This window comes from Virgibacillus sp. 6R, assembly GCF_001895305.1.
Lineage (GTDB): Bacteria > Bacillota > Bacilli > Bacillales > Amphibacillaceae > Virgibacillus > Virgibacillus pantothenticus.
On record NZ_CP017762.1, the window covers coordinates 2,685,334 to 2,708,321 of the forward strand.

At 35.8% G+C, this 22,988-nt stretch carries 22 protein-coding genes, 6 tRNA genes and 1 riboswitch; of the genes, 21 read left to right on the plus strand and 7 right to left on the minus strand.

Annotated elements, in window-relative coordinates; genetic code table 11:
• The first annotated feature begins 24 nt into the window (after positions 1-24).
• The gene (locus tag BKP57_RS12185) at positions 25-333 is read left to right on the plus strand and encodes a hypothetical protein (RefSeq protein ID WP_072741584.1); all 309 of its coding nucleotides are present in this window, start codon (positions 25-27) and stop codon (positions 331-333) included.
• A gap of 79 nt (positions 334-412) precedes the next feature.
• Here the strand turns inward: BKP57_RS12185 and BKP57_RS22115 are convergent, their stop codons facing one another.
• Positions 413-577 carry a hypothetical protein gene (locus tag BKP57_RS22115; RefSeq protein ID WP_156875322.1) on the minus strand — a complete coding sequence of 55 codons (165 nt, stop codon included), beginning with the start codon at positions 575-577 and terminating at the stop codon, positions 413-415.
• A 300-nt stretch (positions 578-877) separates the two neighbouring features.
• The gene (locus BKP57_RS12190; RefSeq protein ID WP_072741585.1) at positions 878-1,192 is read right to left on the minus strand and encodes a hypothetical protein; all 315 of its coding nucleotides are present in this window, start codon (positions 1,190-1,192) and stop codon (positions 878-880) included.
• Between the two features lie 363 nt (positions 1,193-1,555).
• Between BKP57_RS12190 and BKP57_RS12195 the strand changes: the two genes are divergently transcribed.
• The 3 genes from BKP57_RS12195 (at position 1,556) to BKP57_RS12205 (ending at position 5,134) form a co-directional block, all read left to right on the plus strand.
• Positions 1,556-1,777, plus strand: coding sequence for a heavy-metal-associated domain-containing protein (locus tag BKP57_RS12195; protein ID WP_050349685.1), 222 nt, complete (start codon positions 1,556-1,558; stop codon positions 1,775-1,777).
• 502 nt (positions 1,778-2,279) lie between these two features.
• Positions 2,280-4,184: a heavy metal translocating P-type ATPase gene (locus BKP57_RS12200; RefSeq protein ID WP_050349686.1), complete on the plus strand. Its 1,905-nt coding sequence runs from the start codon at positions 2,280-2,282 to the stop codon at positions 4,182-4,184.
• Positions 4,185-4,426: 242 nt separating this feature from the next.
• Positions 4,427-5,134, plus strand: a complete 708-nt coding sequence (locus tag BKP57_RS12205) for a Crp/Fnr family transcriptional regulator (RefSeq protein WP_156875323.1) — start codon at positions 4,427-4,429, stop codon at positions 5,132-5,134.
• Positions 5,135-5,500: 366 nt separating this feature from the next.
• Here BKP57_RS12205 and BKP57_RS12210 read toward each other — a convergent pair whose 3' ends face one another.
• Entirely contained in the window at positions 5,501-7,132 is a 1,632-nt protein-coding gene (locus BKP57_RS12210; RefSeq protein ID WP_232231154.1) for a hypothetical protein, read from the minus strand.
• Positions 7,119-7,874: an ABC transporter ATP-binding protein gene (locus BKP57_RS12215; RefSeq protein ID WP_072742424.1), complete on the minus strand. Its 756-nt coding sequence runs from the start codon at positions 7,872-7,874 to the stop codon at positions 7,119-7,121. Before BKP57_RS12215 ends, BKP57_RS12210 begins: the two co-directional genes overlap by 14 nt.
• Positions 7,875-8,376: 502 nt before the next feature.
• A riboswitch (SAM riboswitch) is annotated at positions 8,377-8,481 on the plus strand.
• 170 nt (positions 8,482-8,651) lie between these two features.
• Here BKP57_RS12215 and BKP57_RS12220 point away from each other — a divergent pair.
• From BKP57_RS12220 to metE, 3 genes are all read left to right on the plus strand, one after another.
• Positions 8,652-8,825 carry a YezD family protein gene (locus BKP57_RS12220; RefSeq protein WP_072741588.1) on the plus strand — a complete coding sequence of 58 codons (174 nt, stop codon included), beginning with the start codon at positions 8,652-8,654 and terminating at the stop codon, positions 8,823-8,825.
• Positions 8,826-8,997: 172 nt separating this feature from the next.
• Complete coding sequence (locus tag BKP57_RS12225; RefSeq protein ID WP_072741589.1) at positions 8,998-10,845, plus strand: bifunctional homocysteine S-methyltransferase/methylenetetrahydrofolate reductase; 1,848 nt, start codon at positions 8,998-9,000, stop codon at positions 10,843-10,845.
• A 168-nt stretch (positions 10,846-11,013) separates the two neighbouring features.
• Positions 11,014-13,302 carry a 5-methyltetrahydropteroyltriglutamate--homocysteine S-methyltransferase gene (gene metE / locus BKP57_RS12230; RefSeq protein ID WP_072741590.1) on the plus strand — a complete coding sequence of 763 codons (2,289 nt, stop codon included), beginning with the start codon at positions 11,014-11,016 and terminating at the stop codon, positions 13,300-13,302.
• Between the two features lie 240 nt (positions 13,303-13,542).
• Here metE and BKP57_RS12235 read toward each other — a convergent pair whose 3' ends face one another.
• A complete protein-coding gene (locus tag BKP57_RS12235; protein ID WP_050349691.1) occupies positions 13,543-14,001 on the minus strand; it encodes an ImmA/IrrE family metallo-endopeptidase in 459 nt (152 codons plus the stop codon).
• Positions 14,002-14,077: 76 nt separating this feature from the next.
• Complete coding sequence (locus tag BKP57_RS12240) at positions 14,078-14,425, minus strand: helix-turn-helix domain-containing protein (protein WP_050349692.1); 348 nt, start codon at positions 14,423-14,425, stop codon at positions 14,078-14,080.
• A gap of 168 nt (positions 14,426-14,593) precedes the next feature.
• On the opposite strand from BKP57_RS12240, the gene BKP57_RS12245 reads away from it, so the two are divergent.
• From BKP57_RS12245 to BKP57_RS23235, 7 genes are all read left to right on the plus strand, one after another.
• Positions 14,594-14,782 (plus strand): hypothetical protein, encoded by a 189-nt coding sequence (locus tag BKP57_RS12245; protein ID WP_050349693.1) that lies wholly within the window; start codon positions 14,594-14,596, stop codon positions 14,780-14,782.
• Positions 14,742-15,158, plus strand: a complete 417-nt coding sequence (locus BKP57_RS12250) for a helix-turn-helix domain-containing protein (RefSeq protein WP_072741591.1) — start codon at positions 14,742-14,744, stop codon at positions 15,156-15,158. The genes BKP57_RS12245 and BKP57_RS12250 overlap by 41 nt, the downstream gene beginning before the upstream one ends.
• A 41-nt stretch (positions 15,159-15,199) precedes the next feature.
• Positions 15,200-15,505 (plus strand): hypothetical protein, encoded by a 306-nt coding sequence (locus BKP57_RS12255; protein WP_072741592.1) that lies wholly within the window; start codon positions 15,200-15,202, stop codon positions 15,503-15,505.
• Positions 15,506-16,111: 606 nt separating this feature from the next.
• Complete coding sequence (locus tag BKP57_RS12260) at positions 16,112-17,740, plus strand: glycosyl hydrolase family 28-related protein (RefSeq protein WP_072741593.1); 1,629 nt, start codon at positions 16,112-16,114, stop codon at positions 17,738-17,740.
• Positions 17,741-17,796: 56 nt separating this feature from the next.
• The gene (locus BKP57_RS12265) at positions 17,797-18,072 is read left to right on the plus strand and encodes a hypothetical protein (protein WP_072741594.1); all 276 of its coding nucleotides are present in this window, start codon (positions 17,797-17,799) and stop codon (positions 18,070-18,072) included.
• A gap of 18 nt (positions 18,073-18,090) precedes the next feature.
• On the plus strand, positions 18,091-18,315 hold the full coding sequence (locus tag BKP57_RS12270) for a phage holin (RefSeq protein WP_050349698.1): 225 nt from the start codon (positions 18,091-18,093) through the stop codon (positions 18,313-18,315).
• Between the two features lie 64 nt (positions 18,316-18,379).
• Entirely contained in the window at positions 18,380-19,312 is a 933-nt protein-coding gene (locus tag BKP57_RS23235) for an N-acetylmuramoyl-L-alanine amidase family protein (protein ID WP_050349699.1), read from the plus strand.
• 82 nt (positions 19,313-19,394) lie between these two features.
• Here the strand turns inward: BKP57_RS23235 and fabI are convergent, their stop codons facing one another.
• A complete protein-coding gene (gene fabI, locus BKP57_RS12285) occupies positions 19,395-20,171 on the minus strand; it encodes an enoyl-ACP reductase FabI (RefSeq protein ID WP_050349700.1) in 777 nt (258 codons plus the stop codon).
• 358 nt (positions 20,172-20,529) lie between these two features.
• On the opposite strand from fabI, the gene BKP57_RS12290 reads away from it, so the two are divergent.
• The 7 genes from BKP57_RS12290 to BKP57_RS12320 all read left to right on the plus strand — a co-directional run bounded on the left by BKP57_RS12290 (position 20,530) and on the right by BKP57_RS12320 (position 22,582).
• Positions 20,530-20,604, plus strand: a tRNA-Glu gene (locus tag BKP57_RS12290).
• Position 20,605: 1 nt separating this feature from the next.
• Positions 20,606-20,681: transfer RNA gene (locus BKP57_RS12295), tRNA-Val, on the plus strand.
• Between the two features lie 2 nt (positions 20,682-20,683).
• A tRNA-Thr gene (locus BKP57_RS12300) sits at positions 20,684-20,759 on the plus strand.
• 46 nt (positions 20,760-20,805) lie between these two features.
• A tRNA-Tyr gene (locus tag BKP57_RS12305) sits at positions 20,806-20,890 on the plus strand.
• Between the two features lie 10 nt (positions 20,891-20,900).
• Positions 20,901-20,975 (plus strand) — tRNA-Gln (locus tag BKP57_RS12310).
• 84 nt (positions 20,976-21,059) lie between these two features.
• Positions 21,060-21,135 (plus strand) — tRNA-Lys (locus BKP57_RS12315).
• A gap of 640 nt (positions 21,136-21,775) precedes the next feature.
• Positions 21,776-22,582, plus strand: a complete 807-nt coding sequence (locus BKP57_RS12320) for a DUF2785 domain-containing protein (RefSeq protein WP_050349701.1) — start codon at positions 21,776-21,778, stop codon at positions 22,580-22,582.
• The last annotated feature ends 406 nt before the right edge of the window (positions 22,583-22,988 follow it).

Genomic DNA, 22,988 nt, shown 5'->3' on the forward strand with positions numbered 1-22,988 from the left:
CAAAAAGTTAAAGGGTGGAGATGAATGATAAGTAAAATAAAGAAATTACTGGAAATACTAGAGATTCTTAATTCCAGAACCAATATAGTTGAGAACGATGAGATAGTTGAACAGTTTGATAATTTAAAAGACATTAAAGAGTTATCTAGCGAATTAGATGAAATACTAATTAATTTTAATAATTTGAATTTAGGAGACGGTGATGAAGTAGAAGAGATGTTATTTGAAATTCATAGAATTTTAACCACTTTTGAGTGGCATTTTTCAGAGATTAGCGATTTAAATACAAAAATAATAAAAGAGTATAAAGATAAAGTTAATAATGATCATTAGCTACAAAGAGAAGGCCTAAAAACCTTCTCTTTTATAGTGACCAAACAGTGACCAACGAGCGACTAAAAGTTAATTTTTGCTATAAAAACTGACTGATATTGAAAATCACTTTACCATTAAATATTGTCATAACAAGCTTTTGACGAGCCATGACATAAACTGAAAGTTGCTTTTTATACCATGGTAAGGTGGGGGTCAGCGGTTCAAGTCCGTTTGGAAGCTCTCTTATTAACGTTAATATCATAGTCTTTTACTCCATTAAGAGTAGAAGCCTATGTTTTTTTGTGGCGTTTTTGCTGACATACCAATTAATTACTTTAAACATTTTCTAATCTTTTCCACTGTAATTTGATAAAAATAAGTTCGCATTCAAAAGGTTTTATATTGAATACGCCTTTAGTCCGTTGAGCTTGCGCAGCGTGGGAAACAGAAAGCTCCTGATTATGTAATTGATGCCCATAAAATTAGGCCACATTATTTTATTTAGCAGTTTTCAGATCTGTTCCGCATTATGCTCTAGGATCAGGCCTTTTAGATTTCATGATTAAACCTTTGCTAATAATTTTTTACAGTGTTCTTTACAAATTCCTTGAGAATAATATCTGTTTAACAATTCCTTTAAATCTATAGATATTTCATTCTCTGTTAAAAAATATGAAAGTATCTCATAATTTATTTTTTCATTCAAGTAAAATTTTCTGTTTGGAAAAAGTAAATTAACCTTAGAATTGATATTTTTGTTGCTAACTAAACCACTTTCTTGCATAGCAGTAGAAGTTATTATTGTTTCAATAAAATTGATTTCATCTTCAGTTAATCCGTTAGCTTTCATCCATTCACAAACTGTAAACTTTTCCATGAAAAAATCAGCTCCTCCTATAAGTATAACATTTTTCCTTTTAATCTCGCATATAAGTTGCCGTAAGACTCCCGCTTCAAGAACTGGAGAATCCATACTACAACAAGTCTAAGTGATAGATAACAGCACCTAAATGCCCATTTCCTTTAGAAGATGTTAGGTCATATCATTACGATACTAACAATAAGCGGGAGATGAGAGGAAAACCTCCACTGATTGAAGATTAACTTTATTTATCCGCTCACAGCTAATGCATTATTTTAATTATAAAGCAAAACTATATCTAAACTTGATATACGTCAATTACTTTCTTTATGGATTCAAATAAAATAGAAGTGGATCATAAATAAGGAGGTTGTAATTATGGCAAAAGCAATTATACAATTAGAGCCATTGACTTGCCCGTCATGTATTAGAAAAATAGAAACAGCATTAGGAAAAGTGACAGGTGTTCAAACGGTAAAAGTTCTTTTCAATGCAAGCAAAGCAAAAGTGGAATTTGATGACGCTAAGGCAAACATAGAACAATTAGAAGAAGCGATCACAAAATTAGGGTATTCTGTTTTATCTAAAAAAATTGCATAGTATGTTAAAGTAATTAGAAACCCTTCCATAAGGGTTTCTAAGCTTTTCTACAAGTTGACATTTGGATATTAGAGTTAGATATTATCTTAATATAAAAATTTATCCCGTATTTAAGTTGCTGTAAGACCCCCACTCAGGAGTTGAATAATCTGTACAGCAACAAAAGTTCTAAGTGGGAGATAACAGCATCTAAATGCCCGATTCGTTTAGAGGCCTTTAGGTCATACCATTATGGTACTAACAATCAGTGGGGATGAAGGAAAACCAATTGATTGAAAATTCGCTTTATGGATGCCTAAGTCTCTTAAGCACCTTTCTAGATACAACCTTGAGAAGTATTCTGATCATCGGTGACATCGAAAAAACAATCTTTTTGTTACTTTTGAGTTCATCTTATTACAGGAAAAACACTATGAACTTGATGGAGGTCAATTACATAAAGGATGAGAGCGATTAGAATAAAAGTAGACAGTTGTACTATTTCTTGAAGGGGATGAGGAAAGTGGTTGCTATTATTCAAAAATATAAACAGCTTCTAACGGCTATATCTTTTACTTTTATCGCTCTTGGCATATTTTTAGGTATATTTGGTGAACAAATGATCAAGAATAGTTTTTTAATCTTTGCGACGGTTATTGCAGGGATACCAATATTCATTAAAGCTTATCAAGCGTTGCGAATGAAGGTATTTAGTATTGAATTATTAGTCACGATTGCTATAACTGGTGCGCTATTCATTCAGGAATTTATTGAATCGTCTGTCGTCGCTTTTTTGTTTTTATTTGGTGATTATTTGGAAGCACGTACACTTGAGCGAACGAGATCATCGTTAAGAGAATTAATGGATATGGCTCCTCAAGAAGCTCATGTTATTCGTAATGGGACGACTATGAAAATTCCAGTTGAAGAAGTAGCAGTTGGTGAGCGCGTGCTCATTCATTCAGGTGGTAAAATCCCAGTAGATGGAAAAATAATAACAGGAAGCGCCTCCATTAATGAAGCAACAGTAACTGGCGAGTCGATACCTGCCGCAAAGAAAGTAAATGATGATGTATTTTCTGGAACGATTGTTGATCAAGGTTATATTGAAATGATTGCTGAAAAAGTGGGTGATGATACCACCTTTGCAAAAATTATTGAATTAGTTGAAGAAGCGCAGGATTCTAAATCACAAACAGAGAAATTTTTAAACAAGTTTTCGCACATTTATACACCAGCAGTAGTTGTTTTGTCAGCTATCGTTTACATCTTGTTGCAAGATCTTCATATGGCGATTACGTTTTTGGTGATTGCCTGTCCAGGTGCTCTTGTTATCGGTGCTCCAGTATCAAATGTAACCGGAATTGGAAACGGGGCAAAACATGGTGTACTCATTAAGGGTGGGGAAGTAATGGACCGGTTGTCCAAAGTAGATACGGTCGTTTTTGACAAGACTGGGACATTAACCAAGGGGAAACCGGAAGTAACTGCAATGAAAGTATGGGATCCACAATTCCAAGAAGATAAATTACTACAGATCATCGCTAAAGCGGAATTGATCTCCGAACACCACCTCGGGAAAACGATCGTTAAGGAGGCAATTTCTCGAAACTTACTGATCAACGAACATGTAGGAAATGGGGAGATTATAAAAGGAAAAGGGATTAAGGTAGTAGTAGAAGGCTGGGAAGTGAGCATTGGAAATGAAAGTCTTATGAGAGAAGAAGACATCATCTTGAATGAAGCTATGCTTTTATATAAAGAAGGTCAAGAAAAGAAAGGAAATACGGTTGTTTTTACTGCTATCAATGGAAAAATAGCAGGTACTATCTCCATAGCAGATCAAGTTAGAGAAGATGCCTATATGGCATTACAAAAAATGAGAAATGATGGTATTAAGCAGATGATCATGCTAACAGGCGATAATAGGCATACAGCTGCCCTTGTAGCCAGAAAATTAAATTTGGATAGCTTTCATGCAGAATTGTTACCTGAAGATAAGGTAAACTATATAAAACAATTAAAACATGCTGGTCATACGGTTGCGATGGCGGGAGATGGAATTAATGATGCGCCGGCTATTGCGACAGCAGACATTGGATTAGCCATGGGCGATGGGGGAACAGATATTTCCATGGAAACGGCAGATGTCGTACTTATGGCAGATAAACTAACGCAATTTTCCCACGCTTATGCGCTAGCAAAAGCAACCATCCGGAATATGAAGCAGAACACATGGATTGCAATTGGTACAGTTTTTCTCTTGCTTTTAGGAGTATTGAATGGTTCTGTTCATTTAGCTTCAGGTATGTTTATTCATGAAGCTAGTGTATTATTAGTCATATTAAATGGAATGCGTCTCATTCGATTTAAATCTGGAATGAGTCAACTAAAAAAACAAGCAACGAAATTTCAGCTACAAAGATGAGAAGGTAACGATTATTGCCAAGCATTTATAGAGCACCAGAAAGTGTTTTAGTGTTGATGATTTTTATCCCGTATATAAGGTGCTGTAAGTCTCCCACTTCAGGAGTTGGATAAACTGTACTGCATCAAGTCTAATTGGGCAATAACAGCACCTAAATAAACGATTCGTTCATCTAACAATCAGTGGGAGATACACAAAAACCCCCACTGATTGATGTTCACTTTATCCAGGAATGGGGAGATATGATGCGTTCAAAGGACGAAACAAATTTTAAAGAAGCCTGTAAAAATAATTCAGACCACTATTGTGTATCGGTTGTACCTATTTTTAATCATTTAGATAAACCGCAAATGGATGAAATTATGCAATCAGTTCATGCAGTTACTTTCAAGCGTGGAGAAATTATTTACCGTGCAGGCGATAAAGCTGAATGGTTGTATATCACTCATATAGGAAAGATAAAAATTTATCGTCTTTCAGATGAAGGGAAAGAGCAGCTTGTTCGAATATTAGATCCAGGAGATTTTACAGGTGAATTAGCCATTTTCAAAGATACAGTACATGAGGCTTATGCTGAAGCGATGTCATTAGCAAAAGTTTGCATGATTAGTCGTAAAGCTATGCAAAATTTATTATTAAAATACCCGTCCATCTCTTTAAAAATTCTAGAAGAATTTGCTAACCGACTGGAGCAATCGGAGATGCAAACAACACGTTTTGCAACAAAGTCTGTTGACACGAGATTGGGTCTTTTCCTTGTTGAGAATATGGATGAACGAAATCAGCAAGTAGTGCTACCTATGAATTATAAAGATTTAGCCTCTTATCTCGGGACAACACCTGAAACGATAAGCAGAGTTTTAAAGGAGTTAGAAAGAAAAGGCTACATTAAGAAAAAAAGTCAAAAACGAATTGACATATTGGATGCCGATGCTTTATTGCTTATGTGAGAACTGTTTTCTTAATTGGAATACTTATTAATTGAAAAATGGGGTATGTTAATAAATCATTGCTTTTATTACCAATAGAGGATTTGATTTGAATATTACTTCATACTATCAAGGGGCATATTAGTCACATCTTTGATTCAAGTCTATTATATCCCTCCAGTCTTACCACAAATTCTTATATACGACAAAAAGGGCGTCGAAATACTCCCCCTATCGCAAGCTATGGTTTGGTGCTTTCTATCGTATTTTCCCCCATCCTCGTTTAGTAGATGGGGGTTTTACTAAATTATTTTATTTGGGCATATAAGTTGCTGTAAGACTCCCACTTTAAGTGTTGGATAATTTGTACCGCTTTATACCTCTCTTCTATTTCACCTTAAATACCACTCTCCATGAGATGACGGTTGCAAGCATTAAACTTACGAGATACATATACACTCCAAAGTCTATCTTGCTGAAAAATTGATGTGCTAAGAAAAACAAGCCAACTGCAAACATGAGCAAGAATGTTTTCATGGTAGTACCGCCTTGCTGTGCAGATTCAAAGGCTTCTGAAAATGGATACTTCCCATTATTAACAACTTTATAGCTAATTAAAGTAAGCAGAACACCTGTCATAAAGACAACTACAAGATCTGGGATAATTCGTGCAGAGAACAGAAAAATAAAAATAACCGCTAATAAGGTATAAAGTGGCAAATATAATTTTATGATGAACGCTTTTAAGGTTCCGCTATAAATAGCCGAATGATTTTCAATTGGTGCTGTTTGAAAAATCCATGCTCCCTTATATTTGCTTGAATAACGTAGCATCATTACAACAACGCCGATCATAATATTACAAAAATAAATCGTGAAATGCATATTACTATTTGAGAATTGTTCAAAAGAGTTTTCACCCAAATAATTAAAATGGAAAATGAACGGAAAAATAAGTGATAATCCTAATGTGGGGTATACCTTCAGCTTGAATTCCCGTTCTCGAGCCATAATAATTGATGAGAATCGGAAAAATTGTCGTTCTTCTTTGCTCCTGCAAAAGAGACGCTCCAATACAGTATGAATCCTCCTACGCTTCTGTTTAGATTTCTCGGTGCTTTCCATTAGCTTCTGTAAATTGCGCTCGAAGGCCGGCATTAATTTATAATATAAACCAATGGAAATGATGGGACCAATTACTGCCAGTGAAGAAAGGATAATCATTTCATAGGAGGTGTTCCCATTTAAAAATAATTCAAAAGGTGCACCGAACCACATAGGCGGAATAAATATATGCCACCAGCTAAAATCATAAACATAATTAAAATCAACCATTTCAAAGGAGCGAATGACAATTTGATAACCAATAACGATTCCTATAGACAGCAGAATTTGGACATAATTAATCATATCTTTTAGCTTTTCACCACTGAAAAATCGTAATATAAAAATATATACTAATGCTGTAATGGTCATGATGAACAAAATTAATAAAACGATTTCTGCTAAAAAAAGCAGAAAATAACTGATACCTTGAACTCCTAACATAACGATGGAAGGAATTCCGATAAATGCTCCTGTGAGCATGCTCATATAGATCGCAACATGAACAATTTTAGCAGCACTTATCGTTCTTGTATGAATTGGTTTAGTGTGAAGGACGGTTTTATCGCGAACATCTAAAAGTACCGATGAGAAATCTGAAACCATAGACGTCATTAGGATAAACATAGAGACACCGAATATAATACTGATTTGAAAGATATAATTCTCTCCAAAAAATATAAAAGGAATGAGGATTAAGCCGTATAATACATAAATAAATAACGATTTTACAAACTGATTCCCGTATTTCCTTTTATTAGATACGTTAGAAGCAAAAACAGTCGGTGTTCGACGTCCGTCCATTGTTAGCTTGACCTCAAGTATTTTGCGCATCATTGGGTAATCCATTCGAAGCATACGAAAAAGCGGCTGAAGCAAATCAAGTATTTTTAACGAAAAATTAATCATTGGCATCACCATTTGTCACAATGCGAACAAATTCTTCTGCTGTATGTTTGTGCTCATCAAAACCAGTTAATTGGTTGAAAATTCCTTCCAAGGAACCTTGCTTATTTTGTTCTTGTAACTCTTCAAATGTCCCATCAGCGGCAATTTTACCGTCTACAAGTAACACAATACGATTGCTGATTTTTTCGACAACATCCATAATATGCGAAGAATAAAAAATCGTTTTTCCATGTGCGACAAGCTGCTCTAAGATATCTTTTATAATCATTACGCTATTGGCATCTAGTCCACTTAATGGTTCATCAAGAAAAATTAAATCCGGATTATGTAAGAGACTGGAAATAATTAACACTTTTTGCCGCATCCCTTTTGAAAATGAAGAAATACGTGTATGTAGAACATCTTCCATGCCAAATTGTTGCATCAGACTTTCTGCCTTGTTTGCTGCTTCGTTTTGCTCCATGCCGTAAAGCTCTCCAATAAATGTTAAATATTCATTTGCTGTCAGATTATCATAAATCTCTGCATTTTCTGGAACATAACCAATTTTACGCTTATAGGAATAATCACTTGTTGCAATATCTTCGCCAAAGATTTCTACCATACCACTATATTCTCCCACTAATCCGAGCATAATTTTAAGGGTGGTACTTTTTCCGGCACCATTAGGCCCAATATATCCAATGATTTGTCCTGGATATACATCGAGATTAATTTCATTTAATACATTTTTGCTTCCATAACTCATGGATAAATTTTTTAACGACAAGACTTTTTCCGTAGACAAAAACCCTCACCTGCTCCCTAATAAAATTTTAATTCTCATTCATACAGCCCCAAAGAGCCAAGGATAAATGAAAAAGGGCTTTTCTTTTATGGTGCTTGTGAAGAACAAACCAAATCAATTGCCAACGCGCACTTCATAGGGTCATTATACGATAGTTAAATTTATTTATCATCTAATAATAATTTTATAATGTGGGAAAAAATCTAAAATATGAAGCCCATTTGCGGGTAGCGTCGGGGGGATCATAGAAGTGTACGATTATTTGTATAGGTATGTTCGTCAGCTGATGGGAATAAGTTTAAGCTGGAAAACCCCTATTTAACGACGATGGACAATCCTCAACAGCGTTCTATACTGTATGTGTAAAATCGATTTGTGTTATATTTACACAAAATTATAAATAAAAGATTGACAATAATACACTTTCGGTGTAAAGTATTAAACAAATTTAATATCACATGATTTCTTATCCAGAGAGGTGGAGGGACTGGCCCAGTGAAACCTCGGCAACAGACTTTGTTAAAGTACTGTGCCAATTCCAGCAAGCATTATGCCTGAAAGATAAGAAGAGCGTTAACTTAAATAATCTACCTCTTCTTATTTGTCAATAGGAAGAGGTTTTTTAATATTTAAAATTGGCGGCTCTTCCATACGTTACATGGACAATTGCTTTACAAGTTCCCAAAAGGTGTTTTGGATGCTTGTACTTTAACAATAAAGAGAAGGGAAGATGAGAAAATGAGTAAATTGGATGAAGTACAATGGGAGTACGTAAGAAAAAGCTTAGATGCAATTGATTTCGGATCTGTAGTCATTACTGTACACGATGGAAGGGTTACGCAAATTGACACAACGGAGAAAAAGCGGTTTGCGAATATAAATAACAATCGTTCATTGCAAAATTCTAAATAAAGCACATGCCGATTAGACAACTAAAGGCATCTTTTACCTTTTCGATTATTTAATAAGGTGAAAGATGCCTTTTACTATGTTAGAAAAACTATTTTTATCCCGCATGAACTGCTAGTAAGACTTATCTGGTTATGAGCAGATATTTAATTGCAAAGGAGGAGGTGACACCAACATGAGCTTATTACAACAGTTACAAGATCAAATTTTAATTGCAGATGGTGCCATGGGAACGATGTTATATTCGTATGGTATCGATCAAAGTTTTGAACAATTAAACATAACCCATCCAGATCAAGTTCAACAGGTACATGAAGCATATATTCATGCTGGAGCAACTGTCATTCAAACAAACACATATGGAGCAAACTATATTAAATTGGCACGATACGGCTTAGAAGAACAAGTTAAAAAGATTAACCAAAAAGCCGTACAAATTGCAAAGCAAGCCCGGCAAAAAGGAGTATATGTTTTAGGAAGTATTGGCGGTATTCATGGCGTTCAAGCATTAAATGAAACAAAAGAAGAAATTAAACGAAGCTTTCGAGAACAATTATATTGTTTACTTTTAGAAGGAATAGATGGGCTTATTTTAGAAACCTATTATAATCTGGATGAGTTAACAATGGTGTTAGAAATTGCTCGGGAGGAAACGGAAATCCCTATTATCGCAAATGTGTCGATGCATGTTCCGGGAGTTTTGGAAAATGGTACACCGTTAGCTGAAGCGTTACAGCAACTGGAATCTTTGGGTGCCGATCTTGTTGGTGTTAATTGCCGTTTTGGCCCATCACAAATAATTACATCCTTACAATCAGTTCCTTTACCAAAAAAGGCCTTTTTAGCTTCATATCCAAATGCAAGCTTGCCTGCATATCGGGATGGTGTACTTTATTACAAAAATGAACCGGCTTATTTTAAACAGTGTGCCGGACAATTGCGAGAACAAGGGGTGCGCTTATTAGGAGGGTGTTGCGGAACAACTCCTGATCATATTAAAGCATTAGCTGAAGGATTAAAAGATACGGACCCGATTACAGAAAAAGTGGTAGAAATTCCGCAGCGAGAGAGAGTAATTTTAAAAAGGAAACGAAAAGAAAAATCGCTGGCAGAATTAGCAAAAGAACGACATACCATTATCGTTGAATTAGATGCTCCGAAACATTTAGATATGACAGAATATTATCAAGGAATACGAGCGTTAAAGAAAGCTGGAATCGACGCAGTGACACTTGCCGATAATTCGCTTGCTACACCGCGAATATGTAATGTAGCTGTTGCAACGATTATTAAAGAACAGGGGATCAGACCGTTAGTCCATCTATCTTGCAGAGATCGTAATTTAATTGGCTTACAGTCGCATTTAATGGGATTAGACATTTTAGGAATTCATGAAATTTTAGCTATAACAGGTGATCCAACTAAAATTGGCAGTTTTCCAGGAGCAACTTCTGTTTTTGATGTTAATTCATTTAAGTTAATTGAATTAATTAAAAGAGGAAATAAAGGTATGTCATTTTCCGGGGATTCCCTAAGAGAACATACCTCATTTACAGTGGGAGCGGCTTTTAATCCCAACGTGAATCATGTAGAAAAGTCGGTTGCTAGATTGGAGAGAAAGATAGCAAGCGGTGCTGACTATATCATGACACAGCCTGTTTATAGCAAAGAGAAAATAATTGCTTTGAAACAAGCAACTTCACATATAGAGACACCGATTTTTATTGGAATTATGCCATTAACCTCTACAAAGAATGCTGAATTTTTACATCATGAAGTACCGGGGATAAAGCTTACGGATGAAGTTCGCTCTCGTATGAAAGCAGCTGAGGGAAATCGAGAGCAATCAACAAAAGAAAGCATTGCTATTTCGAAAGAGTTACTTGATACAGCTTTTGAACATTTTCACGGGATATATCTTATTACTCCGTTTATGCGCTATGATATGATCGTCGAATTAGTTAACTATATTCATCAAAAAACAAATGCCATGCGAGCGCAAGCAAGCTTATCCTCACATTAATTTAGGGTGTAGGGTTTGAGGATAAGTATACATCAAAATCTAAAGGATAGTCGTTTAGAACATAATTAATTAACCTATCCTAGAACCGGGGAACCCGAGAGAGAATGTCAATAATTAATAATATGTATCTCATGATTTTCGATCACATATAAAAATGGAGGAGTATATATGTCAAAAATAAAGAGTTCGAATATTGGTTATCCGAGAATTGGAGAAAATCGCGAGTGGAAAAGAGCATTAGAAAATTTTTGGAGTGGGGTTATTTCTGAGACGGAGTTAATTGAAAAAACAACAGAAATCCGGTTACGCAATTTAAAAAAACAACAGGAAAAAGGAATCGATTTAATTCCGGTAAATGATTTTTCCTTATATGACCATGTCTTAGATACGGCCATTACGTTTGGAATCGTACCGAAACGTTTTAACTATATTGGTGGAAAAGTAGATAGGCACACGTACTTCGCTATTGCACGCGGAACAGATGGGGCAGTCGCTTCAGAAATGACGAAATGGTTTAACACAAACTATCATTATATCGTTCCGGAATTAAATGGCGTTAAGCCTTCATTAGTAGAGAACCGTGCTTTAACCTTTTATCAAGAAGCTAAAGAAAAACTCGGTATTGATGGAAAGCCTGTCCTTTTAGGCCCAGTTACATTTGTAAAACTGGCAAAGGGTTATGACCAGCAGGAGTTTTCAACAATTGTAAAGAAATTTATACCACAATATGTACAGATCTTACAGGAACTTGTCGAAGCGGGGGCATCTTGGATTCAGATAGATGAGCCAATCTTAGTAACGCAATTATCGAAAGAAGAAATCGCAGTAGTTGAAAAAGTGTATCAGGCTTTTGCTGAACACGTACCTCATGCGCAAATTATTTTACAAACGTATTTTGAAAAAATAACTGCTTATGAAAAAATAGTGAATCTTCCAGTAAAAGCGATTGGCATGGATTTTGTTCACGGAGATTCTTTAGAACTATTAAAAACATATGGATTTCCCAAGGATAAGGTGTTAGCAGCCGGGATTATTGATGGACGTAATGTTTGGCGAGCTAATTTAGCAGAAAAGCGCACGATATTGGAAGTGATTAGACAGCTAGTTCATCATGACCAGCTTATTATTCAACCATCTTGTTCACTCTTGCATGTTCCGGTAACAAAAACATTAGAACAAAAGCTGGATCAGGTCATTTATGACGGACTTTCATTTGCTGATGAGAAGTTGGATGAAGCAGTTACATTAACGAAAGGGTTGAATGATGGTATAGTCTCCGTTCAAGCAGAATTAGATCAAGCGAATGAAGCAATTAAACAATTAATAAAGACGTATCAATCCAATAATGAGGTAAGAAAAAAAGTAGCCAATTTAACGAGTGATGATGCACAACGAACCGTATCATTTGCAGAACGGATTGAAAAGCAAAAGCAACGTTTACAATTGCCATTACTGCCGACAACGACAATTGGCAGTTTGCCGCAAACGCCTGAAGTGAGAAAAACACGTACCAAATGGAGAAAAGGGGAGATTACGGATCAAGCGTATGAACAGTTTGTGAAGGAGCAAATTAAACGCTGGATCAAAATTCAGGAAAAACTCGATATCGATGTTCTCGTTCATGGTGAATTTGAGCGAAATGATATGGTTGAATACTTTGGGGAAAAATTGAATGGCTTTACTGTGACAGAGTTTGGCTGGGTGCAGTCGTATGGCTCACGTTGTGTCAAACCGCCATTGATTTTTGGAGATGTGTCTTGGGATAAACCGATAACAGTGAAGGAGAGCGTTTATGCACAGTCATTAACAAAACGTCCGGTGAAGGGAATGTTAACGGGGCCGGTAACCATTTTAAACTGGTCTTTTGTTCATGATACAACACCACGCTATGAAATTATGAAACAAATTGCTCTAGCATTGCAAAAGGAAGTGGAGGCTTTAGAAGAAAATGGAATTAACATTATTCAGGTAGATGAACCAGCTTTACGTGAAGGGTTGCCACTTAATCGAACAAAGTGGGATGAATATTTAACAGAATCCTCACTTGCCTTTCGCCTCGCAACGGCAACCGCTAGAGCCGATACACAAATTCATACACATATGTGCTATTCTAATTTTGAAGATATTTTTGATTGTATTGACGATCTCGATGCAGATGTAATTTCAATTGAAACGTCACGGAGTCATGGTGAAATGGTCTCTACCTTTGAAGATAATACGTATCAAAAAGAAATTGGCTTAGGTGTTTATGATATTCATAGTCCACGTATTCCATCTGTTGATGAAATTAAACAAAATATTAATCGTGCATTACAAACGATCGCACCTAACCAATTTTGGATTAACCCAGATTGTGGTTTAAAAACACGAAAAGAAGACGAAACCATTGCCGCCTTAAAAGTTATGGTGCAAGCTGCAAAAGAAGTGCGAAATAAACAGTTGGCCTCTCAAAAGTAATCTTGTTACTAGAATAGAATTTTCGTGTTGGGTTGTTTCAATGTCGGAAAATTTTCTATGCAGAATAAGTTTAGCTGGTTAATTATCTACACTCAGTTTGTTTTCATTAACGCATTGGTTTTTTATACAATAGTAAGCCCTCCGCTCTAAGACAAACTTTAAGTAGAGCGGGAGGTAAACTGCGAAAGTAATAATTAACAACCTGCAATCGAAAAGTAAGTCTATTATGTAAGGCTCGTTTTAAATAGAAGCGAGCCATTTATTTCGATACATTTCTAAACGCTTACAAGCAAACTCGTATTCAACATTAAATAAATTCATCACATACTTTGGCGTTATTTTCGTTTTGATCCGTTGTAACATAAAAGTAGGTATACATAGGTGGTAGCTGAAATAATTAGCTTGCCATTCTTGTAATTCAATAAACGTAGGTGGTAAAAACTCCTGTCTTCCTGTATGCCACAGGAAATGAGCAATTTCATGACCAAACTCTTGCCACTGCTTTTGTTCACTACGATTGCTATTTAGAAAAATAAGACATCTCTCATTTACGTATACACATTCGCTACTATATTCCCAATAATAAACAGGAATGTCTAGAGAAGAGGCAATATTTTTGATTGTTAAATCATATGGTTTATGAATGTTTCGTTGTAAGAGAAACCGCTGAATATAATCTTCTGTACGGGAAAAAAACATCAAATACCCCCAAAACGAACGTACGTTCTATTATCGTTAAAAATAAATAGTGTATAAACTATACACTAATAAATACTTATTGGTCTTCTTCTTTAAAAGCTTCCCAAATCCGTTTTAATCTTTTAAGATCTTCTTCTTTATTGTTTGGCAATTCTTTGTACCATCTTTCTAATGAAGGATTATTACGAAAAGATGCAAACGCTTCTTCTTCAGTTAAATTAGGATTATCAGACCGTCCAAGTAAATAATCAGATGTAACATAGAAGACATTAGCAAGCTTATTTAACTCGTGGTCCTTCATAGGCCTTTCCCCTGATTCAATCCGATTCATTACACTAGGATTTACCTCTAAACGTTTAGCAAGCTCACGCTGACTCCAACCATTAGCTTCTCTTAATTGAACAATTCTTGTTCCTACATTCAAAGCAAACACCGCTTTCTATTTTAGCAATTAAATCATATCATTTTTCAAATTAATATACAAATAAATGTTTCATAAACAGCAAGAACACAATTTGACATTTCTGTTTCAGCAATGTATGATAGGAACAAATGTTCTATAGTTAAGTTTTGGAATGAATGGAGGGAAGCGATGAGACATTTAAAAGCTACACTTAGTAATGAAACATGTATTAAGTGGATCGTTAGTGAACATCGGAGAGACAAAAGAGCGGGCGTGTTGACTCCTATTAAAAGAAGTAAGTATACAGAGGAATTGTTTAGCAAGGGGGCCGGTTTTCATGAACAAGGAACAAATAGAGAGAGCAATCAAAGATTATAACTGGATGATTAGGGAAATAAAGCGGCAGCGGCAGATGCTCGAGAAAGATATAGGTACTAAAGTGGTGTCCGCTTCAGGAGTTGAGGCTACGTTGCCAAAGTCAAAAGGAGTAATAAGCGACCCAGTGGTAAAAGAGGTTATCCGACGGGATAGAAAAAGTAACTGGTTATCTAAGCTGGAGAAAAAGGTACTATTTATCCAAGAGCGATTACCGGCTATAGATGAACCAAGAGAAGTAGTTGTTTTAGAATGCATGCTAGATGGTATGACAATTAGTGCGATTAGCAAGCATATGGCTTTATCTAGAAAACATATCTATACGATCAAAGAGACGATCGTACAAAAAATGTTACAGTTTACACAGTCTTCACAGTAGATGACAAAGCTAATTATGGTTTTACCGGAGGCTGAAAAAGTATGAAAATAGAAATAATAAATATTAAACTACAAGATTGTATAAACATATTGGATAAGTTGCCGTTAATGGGTTTAAAGTCCATACATCGTACACGCTTACGTGACAGATTGATTACCGAAATTGAGCGCGTCTCAAAAGAAGAAAGACAGCTTAAAGAGGAACACAGTAACAAGGACGAAGAAGGTAATCCAATTATTAACGATGCTAGCTACGACATTAAAGACATTGAAGAATTTCAACAAGTAATGAAAGGATTTTACAAAGAAAAGGTAATCATTGATGGGGGGATAGTCAAGTTTATTTAAAATCCGTTAAACAATCGCTGGAGGATGTGGAAGTGGAATGGTCGGGTAAAGAAGCTAACGATTACGCTTATCTGTATGATGCATTTATTAATACGAAGGAGGATAAGGAGGATTCTGAATGATTGAATCCTAAGTAAATGGTATACGGTTAAATAAGTCTAAGATACGTATTAATTTTAGCATAATTAACAAGTGGGGGTCAGATTATCATACAGCTATGTGACTAGTGAGTAAATCAGTAGTTTTTCTAAAGTTTGCAGTATAGATACAAGAACTGGGTTTACAGAACAAAAGTTTAAGAAACACTAACCGTAAACCATGTTAAATAACTTAATTTTTATGGGGAGTGAAGAATTTCCACGCGTATTGAACTTAGTAAAACAAAAATTTAAGTAAAGAATTGTCTTAAAATGAATCCGATTGGTGATAAGTTTATATACAGAAGATTTGATATTTTTGTTACGAAAAGGATATTGGAAAGTATAATTTAACCAAGTAAAAAAACTAGAGAAAGAATTTTAGCACTTAAAGCGTATAAAGAGGGTCAATTATAAAAGGCATCTCAAACGAGGTGTCTTTTTAACACCCAAAAACAGGAGGTATTAAATGCTAAATAAGAATTTAATGGTTGCAAATGTGTTAGATTATGGAGCTATGGGGAACGGGGTAACTGACGATACTAATGCTTTTAATGAAGCGGTAAATTATTTACGAAGTAATGGTGGAGGAGTGCTATTTATACCCCTAAACAACAATTCACATTACCTATTAAATGATAGTGTTAGACTTTATGACAATATTGTAGTTGATTCAGACGGAGCAACAATAATAAAAAGTCAAAGCAGTTTAAACTATTATACTTTTATAACTTTAAGTGAGAATAAACAAGGTTATGGTAGTGGTGGAGAATGTATTACAATCCGAAATTTAAAATTTAAAGGAAGCTTTGAAAATAAGGTTAGTGTAAATATAACACTACATCACGCTAAAAATGTTTTAATAGAAAATTGTATTTTTGATGAAGCGATAATAGGAGGGCATGCAATTGATTTAGGAGGTTGTTCTGATGTGGAAATTATAAACTGTACTTTTAAAGGAATGTTTGTTCAAGAAGGTAGGGAGTACGCGGAAGCCATACAGATAGACCATAGTACTGCGGAAGGTGTAGGTATAGATAATCCAGATAGCTACGATGGAATTGGATGTAAAAATATATCAGTTAGAGCATGTAGTTTCTTACCAATAGAGGTTAAAAAAACTTCATACCCTGCACCCAATCCTTTAGGGTCACATTCTAGAGTTGGAAATATTATGCATAGAAATATAAGATTCAATGATAACTACGTGGAAGATAGTGTGTCACTTCCGGTAGGGACACCTTATGCTGCTGGCTGGCTACATTTTTATCATACTAATGGGATAGAAATTAAAGGAAATTCATTTATAAATAATAAATCTACTAGCGCAAGAGTGTTAGGTGTTTATTCAGCACTTACTACAATCTCTACAGATGATTTACCAAATCCCAACCCTGAAAAAATATCTTATACTCCCAAAATGTGCAAGAATATAGTTTTTAAAAACAATTTTATACAAGGATTTAATAATAAATTTGTAGGTAGGATCATTTATTTACAAGGAAGAAATGTAGAGAACGTAGACTGTTTTATAAGAAATGTAAGAATTAATTCTAATGAGTTCATAGATTGTTATGATTATCAGACTACAGACGTGGATAGCAGTTCTAATATAGTGTTTGCTGACAGAGTTCGCGAATTAAGTATATTCAACAACTATTGCAACTCTTTAAGGAGATTATTGCAGGCATATTCTTGCGTGAATCTATCAATAAATGAAAATAAAGTTATAAAAGCAAATTATATCGCTCTTCATTTAACAGATTGTTCAGTTGTGAATGTTTCTCAAAATTACTTTGATGAATTCCGTGTTTGTATGTATATTCGGGGGATAGAAAGAATTAAATTGTTAGGTAATTCTCTAGTTGGGGAGAAGGGAGATATTAGTGCTCAGTATGGTTCCTGCATTGCTATTTCTAAATCATCAAATTTAATCATTAAAAATAACGATTTACTTGGAAATACAAATAGATTATTAGGTGTTTTTATTTACGGAGCGTCAATAAGGGGAATTGTAAAAGATAATTTAGTTAGAGGTTATAGACAGGGGATTGTAATTAGCTCGGATTCCTCGGGTATAAAGAATGATATATATTAAAAAATTATTCAAGGGACTTACAGAGCGATAATTTAAATAAATACAGGGGGTTGGACATGCGTGAACAATGGTATACAAACAAAGAGTTGTTTGAACAAATAGCAGCAATTCAAGGTGAATTTAAGGATTTGCGGCATGAAATGAAAGAAACACGAAATATGATCAAGAAGTATAATGGTTTGCGGGAAGAACTGGAGATTGTTAAAGAAAAGGTAGAGCGAATGGAAGCGAAAACAGAAGGGAAAAAAACATTACTGGAAGCTGTCCGCCTATGGGGTGGGTGGCTTTTTGCTTTTATTACACTGCTCATTTTGATTACCCAATATGTTTAAAGGAAGTGGGGTGGAAGCATGGATAAAGGTACGATAGTTAGAACAGTAGCTTTAGCGATAGCGTGGATCAATGCCGGATTAGCAAATTATGATTTACAGCCGATTCCAGTGTTACAAGATGAAGCTATAGCATATGGAATCACGTTTATGGTTTCTGTTTGGACGTGGTTTAAAAACAATTATATTACGCTTAAGGGAAGGCAACAAAAGGAAGTGCTAGAAAGAACAAATCTTATAAAGTAGACTGACGGCTAGTCCAATCGGGCAAGTCGTTTTTTTAATATTTTATAAAAAGGAGGAATGAACCATGGCAAAAATAGCTATTGGCGCTGGTCATGGAATGCATACATCAGGAAAAAGAAGCCCAGAAGGAGAAAGGGAATGGTCATTCAATAATAAAGTAGTTTCTGCTGCCATAAATTATCTAAATGGTTATGCAAATGCAACTGTCATTCGAATGGATGATCCAACTGGGGAGACAGATGTATCGTTAACAACCAGAACGAACGCAGCAAATAATGCAAATGCCGATATTTTGATATCTTATCATCATAATGCAAATACAGGGCAGTGGGGGGCGTGGACGGGCACAGAGACGTATTATTATCCGGGTTCGTCTACTGGTTTAGCTTTAGCAAGAGCTATTCACCCGAGTATTGTTGGAGCTATGGGTTTACGAGATAGAGGAATTAAATCAGCGAACTTTCATATGGTGCGTGAGTCCAGAATGCCTGCAATTTTAATTGAAGGAGGCTTTATGGATTCTACCATTGATATAGTGAAAATGCGTAATAATTCAGTTATGGATCAGACTGGGAAAGCATTGGCAAATGCAATAGCCGCTCATTTGGGATTGCAGTCTGGGGGTGGAAGAAACACGTATACAGTTAAAGCTGGAGACACGTTATGGGGGATTGCTCAAGCGCATAACATGACCGTTAGTGAATTAAAGCGGTTAAATAATCTTTCAGATGACACGATTTATCCAGGGCAGGTACTGATCGTCAGTGGGACTTCTACAAATTTTTCCAAAAAAAGCACAGGCTATGTAGAAGTACTTGCTTCAAGTCTTTGGGTATATGATGCTCCTGATTGGGATGCGAAATATGAAGTTGTGAACCAAGGCGAAGTATTTACAGTGAAAAAAGAATTAGAAGTAAAAGGATCTAAAATGTACCAATTAAAATCTGGTTTATATATTACAGGAAATTCAAGTTATATAAGATATTTTACAAAATAAGCCGTTAATCTAGATGAAACGCATTAAAATACAGAAGAAGCGGGGTCAACAAGCCCCACTTCTTCTGTATTTTCAATAATAATTAGCCGCCAATGATATGATATCCCGAGTCAACATGTAGAACTTCACCCGTTACACCACGTGATAGCTCACTCATAAAGAATAATGTTGCGTCTCCAACTTGGTCTTGGTCTACATTTCTTCGCAGTGGTGCTTTTTTCTCTATAACTCCCAGCTTTTCATTAAACCCGGAAACACCTTTAGCGGATAATGTGCGGATGGGACCTGCAGAAACGGCATTGACACGTATGCCATATTTACCCATATCTTCTGCTAAATAACGAACACTTGCTTCAAGGGAAGCTTTCGCAACACCCATGATATTATAATTTTGGATAACTCTCTCTGAACCGAGGTAGGTTTGTGTGACAATACTGCCTCCTTCAGTCATCAGTTCTTTTGCCGCTTTTGTAACAGCAACTAGAGAAAATGCGCTAATCTCATGGGCTAAGAGAAAGCCTTCTCTGGATGTATTCGCATATTCTCCTTTAAGTTCTTCTCGGTTAGCAAATGCCACAGAGTGTACAACTCCGTGAATGACACCGATCTTCTCTTTTATGCTATTGAATGCGTTTGTAATGCTTTCATCACTGGCTACATCGCAGGGAATGATTAATTTTGCTTCAATATTGTGCTTGTCGAGCAATTTTGTTAGCTTGCCGTAGGATCTTTCCTGGCGGTATGTGAAAATTAAGTTTGCACCCGCTTTATGTAATGAAGTCGTTACTCCCCAGGCAATACTACGTTCACTGGCAACACCCATAATGACAATATTTTTTCCTTCTACTAAATTACTCATTAACGTACCTCCATTATTCTTTTAATCGTGCATGAAAGTGCCTTATGTTATCGTAAGGTAAAGTATCTCAGAAAGAAATAGTGGATGACACTTAAATGCCTCGTTGCATGCAAGGTAGAATGAAGAGAATTTTTCACTGCATACGTTTGATTGCTTATATTATAACCTAATACACATTTTGAAAGAAACCGTTAGCTATATCTGCTATTTTGACAATAAAAGTGCTGTTCGGACAACGATTAATAAAGAAATTAAAAAAAATTACATTTTCCCTTTACAAATGATATAGAACTAGGTATAATAAAATTCGTCAGTTTCGAAAAAGGGTACAACATGTACAACCTATCAAAACATCCCTGGCCCGTTGGTCAAGCGGTTAAGACACCGCCCTTTCACGGCGGTAACACGGGTTCGAATCCCGTACGGGTCACCAAGGAGGATTAGCTCAGCTGGGAGAGCACTTGCCTTACAAGCAAGGGGTCGCAGGTTCGAGCCCTGCATCCTCCACCATTGCCGGCCTAGCTCAATTGGTAGAGCAACTGACTTGTAATCAGTAGGTTGGGGGTTCAAGTCCTCTGGCCGGCACCATTTTTTAAAAAAATGAATAAAGATTAGCGAATGTGTTCATAATATTGGAGGGGTAGCGAAGTGGCTAAACGCGGCGGACTGTAAATCCGCTCCCTCAGGGTTCGGGAGTTCGAATCTCTCCCCCTCCACCATTACATTTGTTGGGCCATAGCCAAGCGGTAAGGCATCGGGTTTTGATCCCGTGTACCCTAGGTTCGAATCCTAGTGGCCCAGCCATTTTTTATTTGGAAAACTTTTCTATGCTATATATGACAGGGCAATGGACTAGAATTGACATGATAATTAGAATACATCGTATATGAGCCATTAGCTCAGTCGGTAGAGCATCTGACTTTTAATCAGAGGGTCGGAGGTTCGAATCCTCCATGGCTCACCATTTATTACAACTCCATATAAACTATACATAAATTTTAAACAAGGTTGCGACACGTAGTAGCCTTGTTTATTTGTATTTATCCTGCATATAAGGTGCTGGACTCCCACTTCAGTAGTTGGATAATCTTGTACGGCAACAAGTCTAAGTGGAGAAAACAGTACCTAAATGCCCTATTTCGTAAGAAGCCTTTAGGTCATACCCTTGGGCTACTAACAAGCCGGGGGATGAATGAAAACCCCACCGATTGAAGATTCACTTTTTATCCCACATGTATCTCGCGGTAAGACCTGCGATTCCATCCTACAAGGTGAATCCGCGGATAAAGTGTAGCAATTGCAAGTAAATGTCAGATCTTATACAAAGGACTTTAGGGTTAATCCCTTAAAGAAATGATCCGTGTGGAGAATGAAAAACTTCACTGATTGGTGGTTCACTTTATAATGGACTAATGAACAATTGATACTAAATGTAGCGTTGTCATTCTGTTCATTTATAAAGGGATGTGAGAATACATTCCCAAGAATGGTTGGAACAGTAAAGACTTTGGCAGATTAGGACTATATATAGTGAAACTTTCGATGTATTAGTGATTACTTAAGAGAAGGTTCAGTGGATATTATATACTTGGTGGTGAGGGAAAATGCATACATATATTAATGGTATGCAGGAATTTTTGAATAAAGATACTTATAAATTCCGAGCTGAGCAATTAGATATTCTAATCGAATTTATGCTTCATAATATCGGGAACACGAATCCTGAAATAAGGGATCACCTTATTTACAATAGTTTTGTTAAGCTAATATTGGAAGATCACTTAACTGTACAACAAATGGAATATCTTATAGAGACGTGTTTGAGTAAACAGTATCTATTTTTAAATATAGAGGATGGGACAAAGAGAGATAGCGTGTTTACTCGAACGTTTTCAGCACTAGTTTTAGCTGTTATCTTGCATAAGGACGCAACGGATAGAAGACTTTCCGCTGAATTAGTATCTCGAGTAATTCAAGCGAGTATAAAATATTTACTTTCAGAACGTGACTATCGTGGTTATATTCAAGGAAAAGGATGGGCGCATAGTGTTGCACATGGTAGTGATCTGTTAGCTAATGGAATATTACATCCTGTATTTGATAAAAATGATATTACAGCATGTCTTCGTGCAGTAAGAGAGTGCATTTGGGTTGAGTATGCTTATATTGACGATGAAGATGAGCGGTTGATTCAAGTTATTGAAGCTCTCATCGAGCAAGGTATGAAGGATATGGAATTACGTGATTGGGTGGAAAGCTTGCAAACAGAACACAAAAATGCACATACAAAATATCGTATAGAGTGGAATGTCAAACGATTTAATTATTCCTTATATATGGCATTGTCAAAGCATAAAGGCTTTTCAGTGTCTCGACAAGCGATTTCAGATCAATATCTATATGACCAATAACAAGTATTTTAAAAAGAATGGATTAATTATCAGTGAGCGGTTGTTATATTTTGGGGGAAGATATAAAACCTTTTTACTATACCCAATTGTTGCTAACTTTTACGGTTGATCTATCAAGTAAGGGGATGAAACTAGAAGTATAAACGTGCTAGTGGAGATCTTGTTGCTTAGGTTCTCTGAAATTAAGCATTTCTTTTTTCTTCATAATTTAACGGCGTACTCTTTGTCTACTTCTTCTTTTAAATGGAGTCCTTCCAGAACTCTTCTATAAAAAACAGTTAGTTTTACTTTAACTTAATTACAATACTATGGTATTATGTGTTTGTTTGGATTACAATTAGCTAAATTTCTAATAAAATGTTAGAAATCATGATATAATTTTTATAGAATCCGTTTCAAGAGAAGC

Coding starts and splice junctions, on each gene's coding strand:
- BKP57_RS12250 (WP_072741591.1), top strand. CDS start 14,742: ATGAACAAGGAACAAATAGAGAGAGCAATCAAAGATTATAACTGGATG.
- BKP57_RS22115 (WP_156875322.1), bottom strand. CDS start 577: ATGATATTAACGTTAATAAGAGAGCTTCCAAACGGACTTGAACCGCTG.
- BKP57_RS12225 (WP_072741589.1), top strand. CDS start 8,998: ATGAGCTTATTACAACAGTTACAAGATCAAATTTTAATTGCAGATGGT.
- BKP57_RS12190 (WP_072741585.1), bottom strand. CDS start 1,192: ATGGAAAAGTTTACAGTTTGTGAATGGATGAAAGCTAACGGATTAACT.
- BKP57_RS12245 (WP_050349693.1), top strand. CDS start 14,594: ATGAGACATTTAAAAGCTACACTTAGTAATGAAACATGTATTAAGTGG.
- BKP57_RS12215 (WP_072742424.1), bottom strand. CDS start 7,874: ATGAGTTATGGAAGCAAAAATGTATTAAATGAAATTAATCTCGATGTA.
- BKP57_RS12235 (WP_050349691.1), bottom strand. CDS start 14,001: ATGTTTTTTTCCCGTACAGAAGATTATATTCAGCGGTTTCTCTTACAA.
- BKP57_RS12260 (WP_072741593.1), top strand. CDS start 16,112: ATGCTAAATAAGAATTTAATGGTTGCAAATGTGTTAGATTATGGAGCT.
- BKP57_RS12265 (WP_072741594.1), top strand. CDS start 17,797: ATGCGTGAACAATGGTATACAAACAAAGAGTTGTTTGAACAAATAGCA.
- BKP57_RS23235 (WP_050349699.1), top strand. CDS start 18,380: ATGGCAAAAATAGCTATTGGCGCTGGTCATGGAATGCATACATCAGGA.
- BKP57_RS12270 (WP_050349698.1), top strand. CDS start 18,091: ATGGATAAAGGTACGATAGTTAGAACAGTAGCTTTAGCGATAGCGTGG.
- fabI (WP_050349700.1), bottom strand. CDS start 20,171: ATGAGTAATTTAGTAGAAGGAAAAAATATTGTCATTATGGGTGTTGCC.
- BKP57_RS12185 (WP_072741584.1), top strand. CDS start 25: ATGATAAGTAAAATAAAGAAATTACTGGAAATACTAGAGATTCTTAAT.
- BKP57_RS12210 (WP_232231154.1), bottom strand. CDS start 7,132: ATGCCAATGATTAATTTTTCGTTAAAAATACTTGATTTGCTTCAGCCG.
- BKP57_RS12195 (WP_050349685.1), top strand. CDS start 1,556: ATGGCAAAAGCAATTATACAATTAGAGCCATTGACTTGCCCGTCATGT.
- BKP57_RS12320 (WP_050349701.1), top strand. CDS start 21,776: ATGCATACATATATTAATGGTATGCAGGAATTTTTGAATAAAGATACT.
- BKP57_RS12220 (WP_072741588.1), top strand. CDS start 8,652: ATGAGTAAATTGGATGAAGTACAATGGGAGTACGTAAGAAAAAGCTTA.
- BKP57_RS12205 (WP_156875323.1), top strand. CDS start 4,427: ATGATGCGTTCAAAGGACGAAACAAATTTTAAAGAAGCCTGTAAAAAT.
- metE (WP_072741590.1), top strand. CDS start 11,014: ATGTCAAAAATAAAGAGTTCGAATATTGGTTATCCGAGAATTGGAGAA.
- BKP57_RS12255 (WP_072741592.1), top strand. CDS start 15,200: ATGAAAATAGAAATAATAAATATTAAACTACAAGATTGTATAAACATA.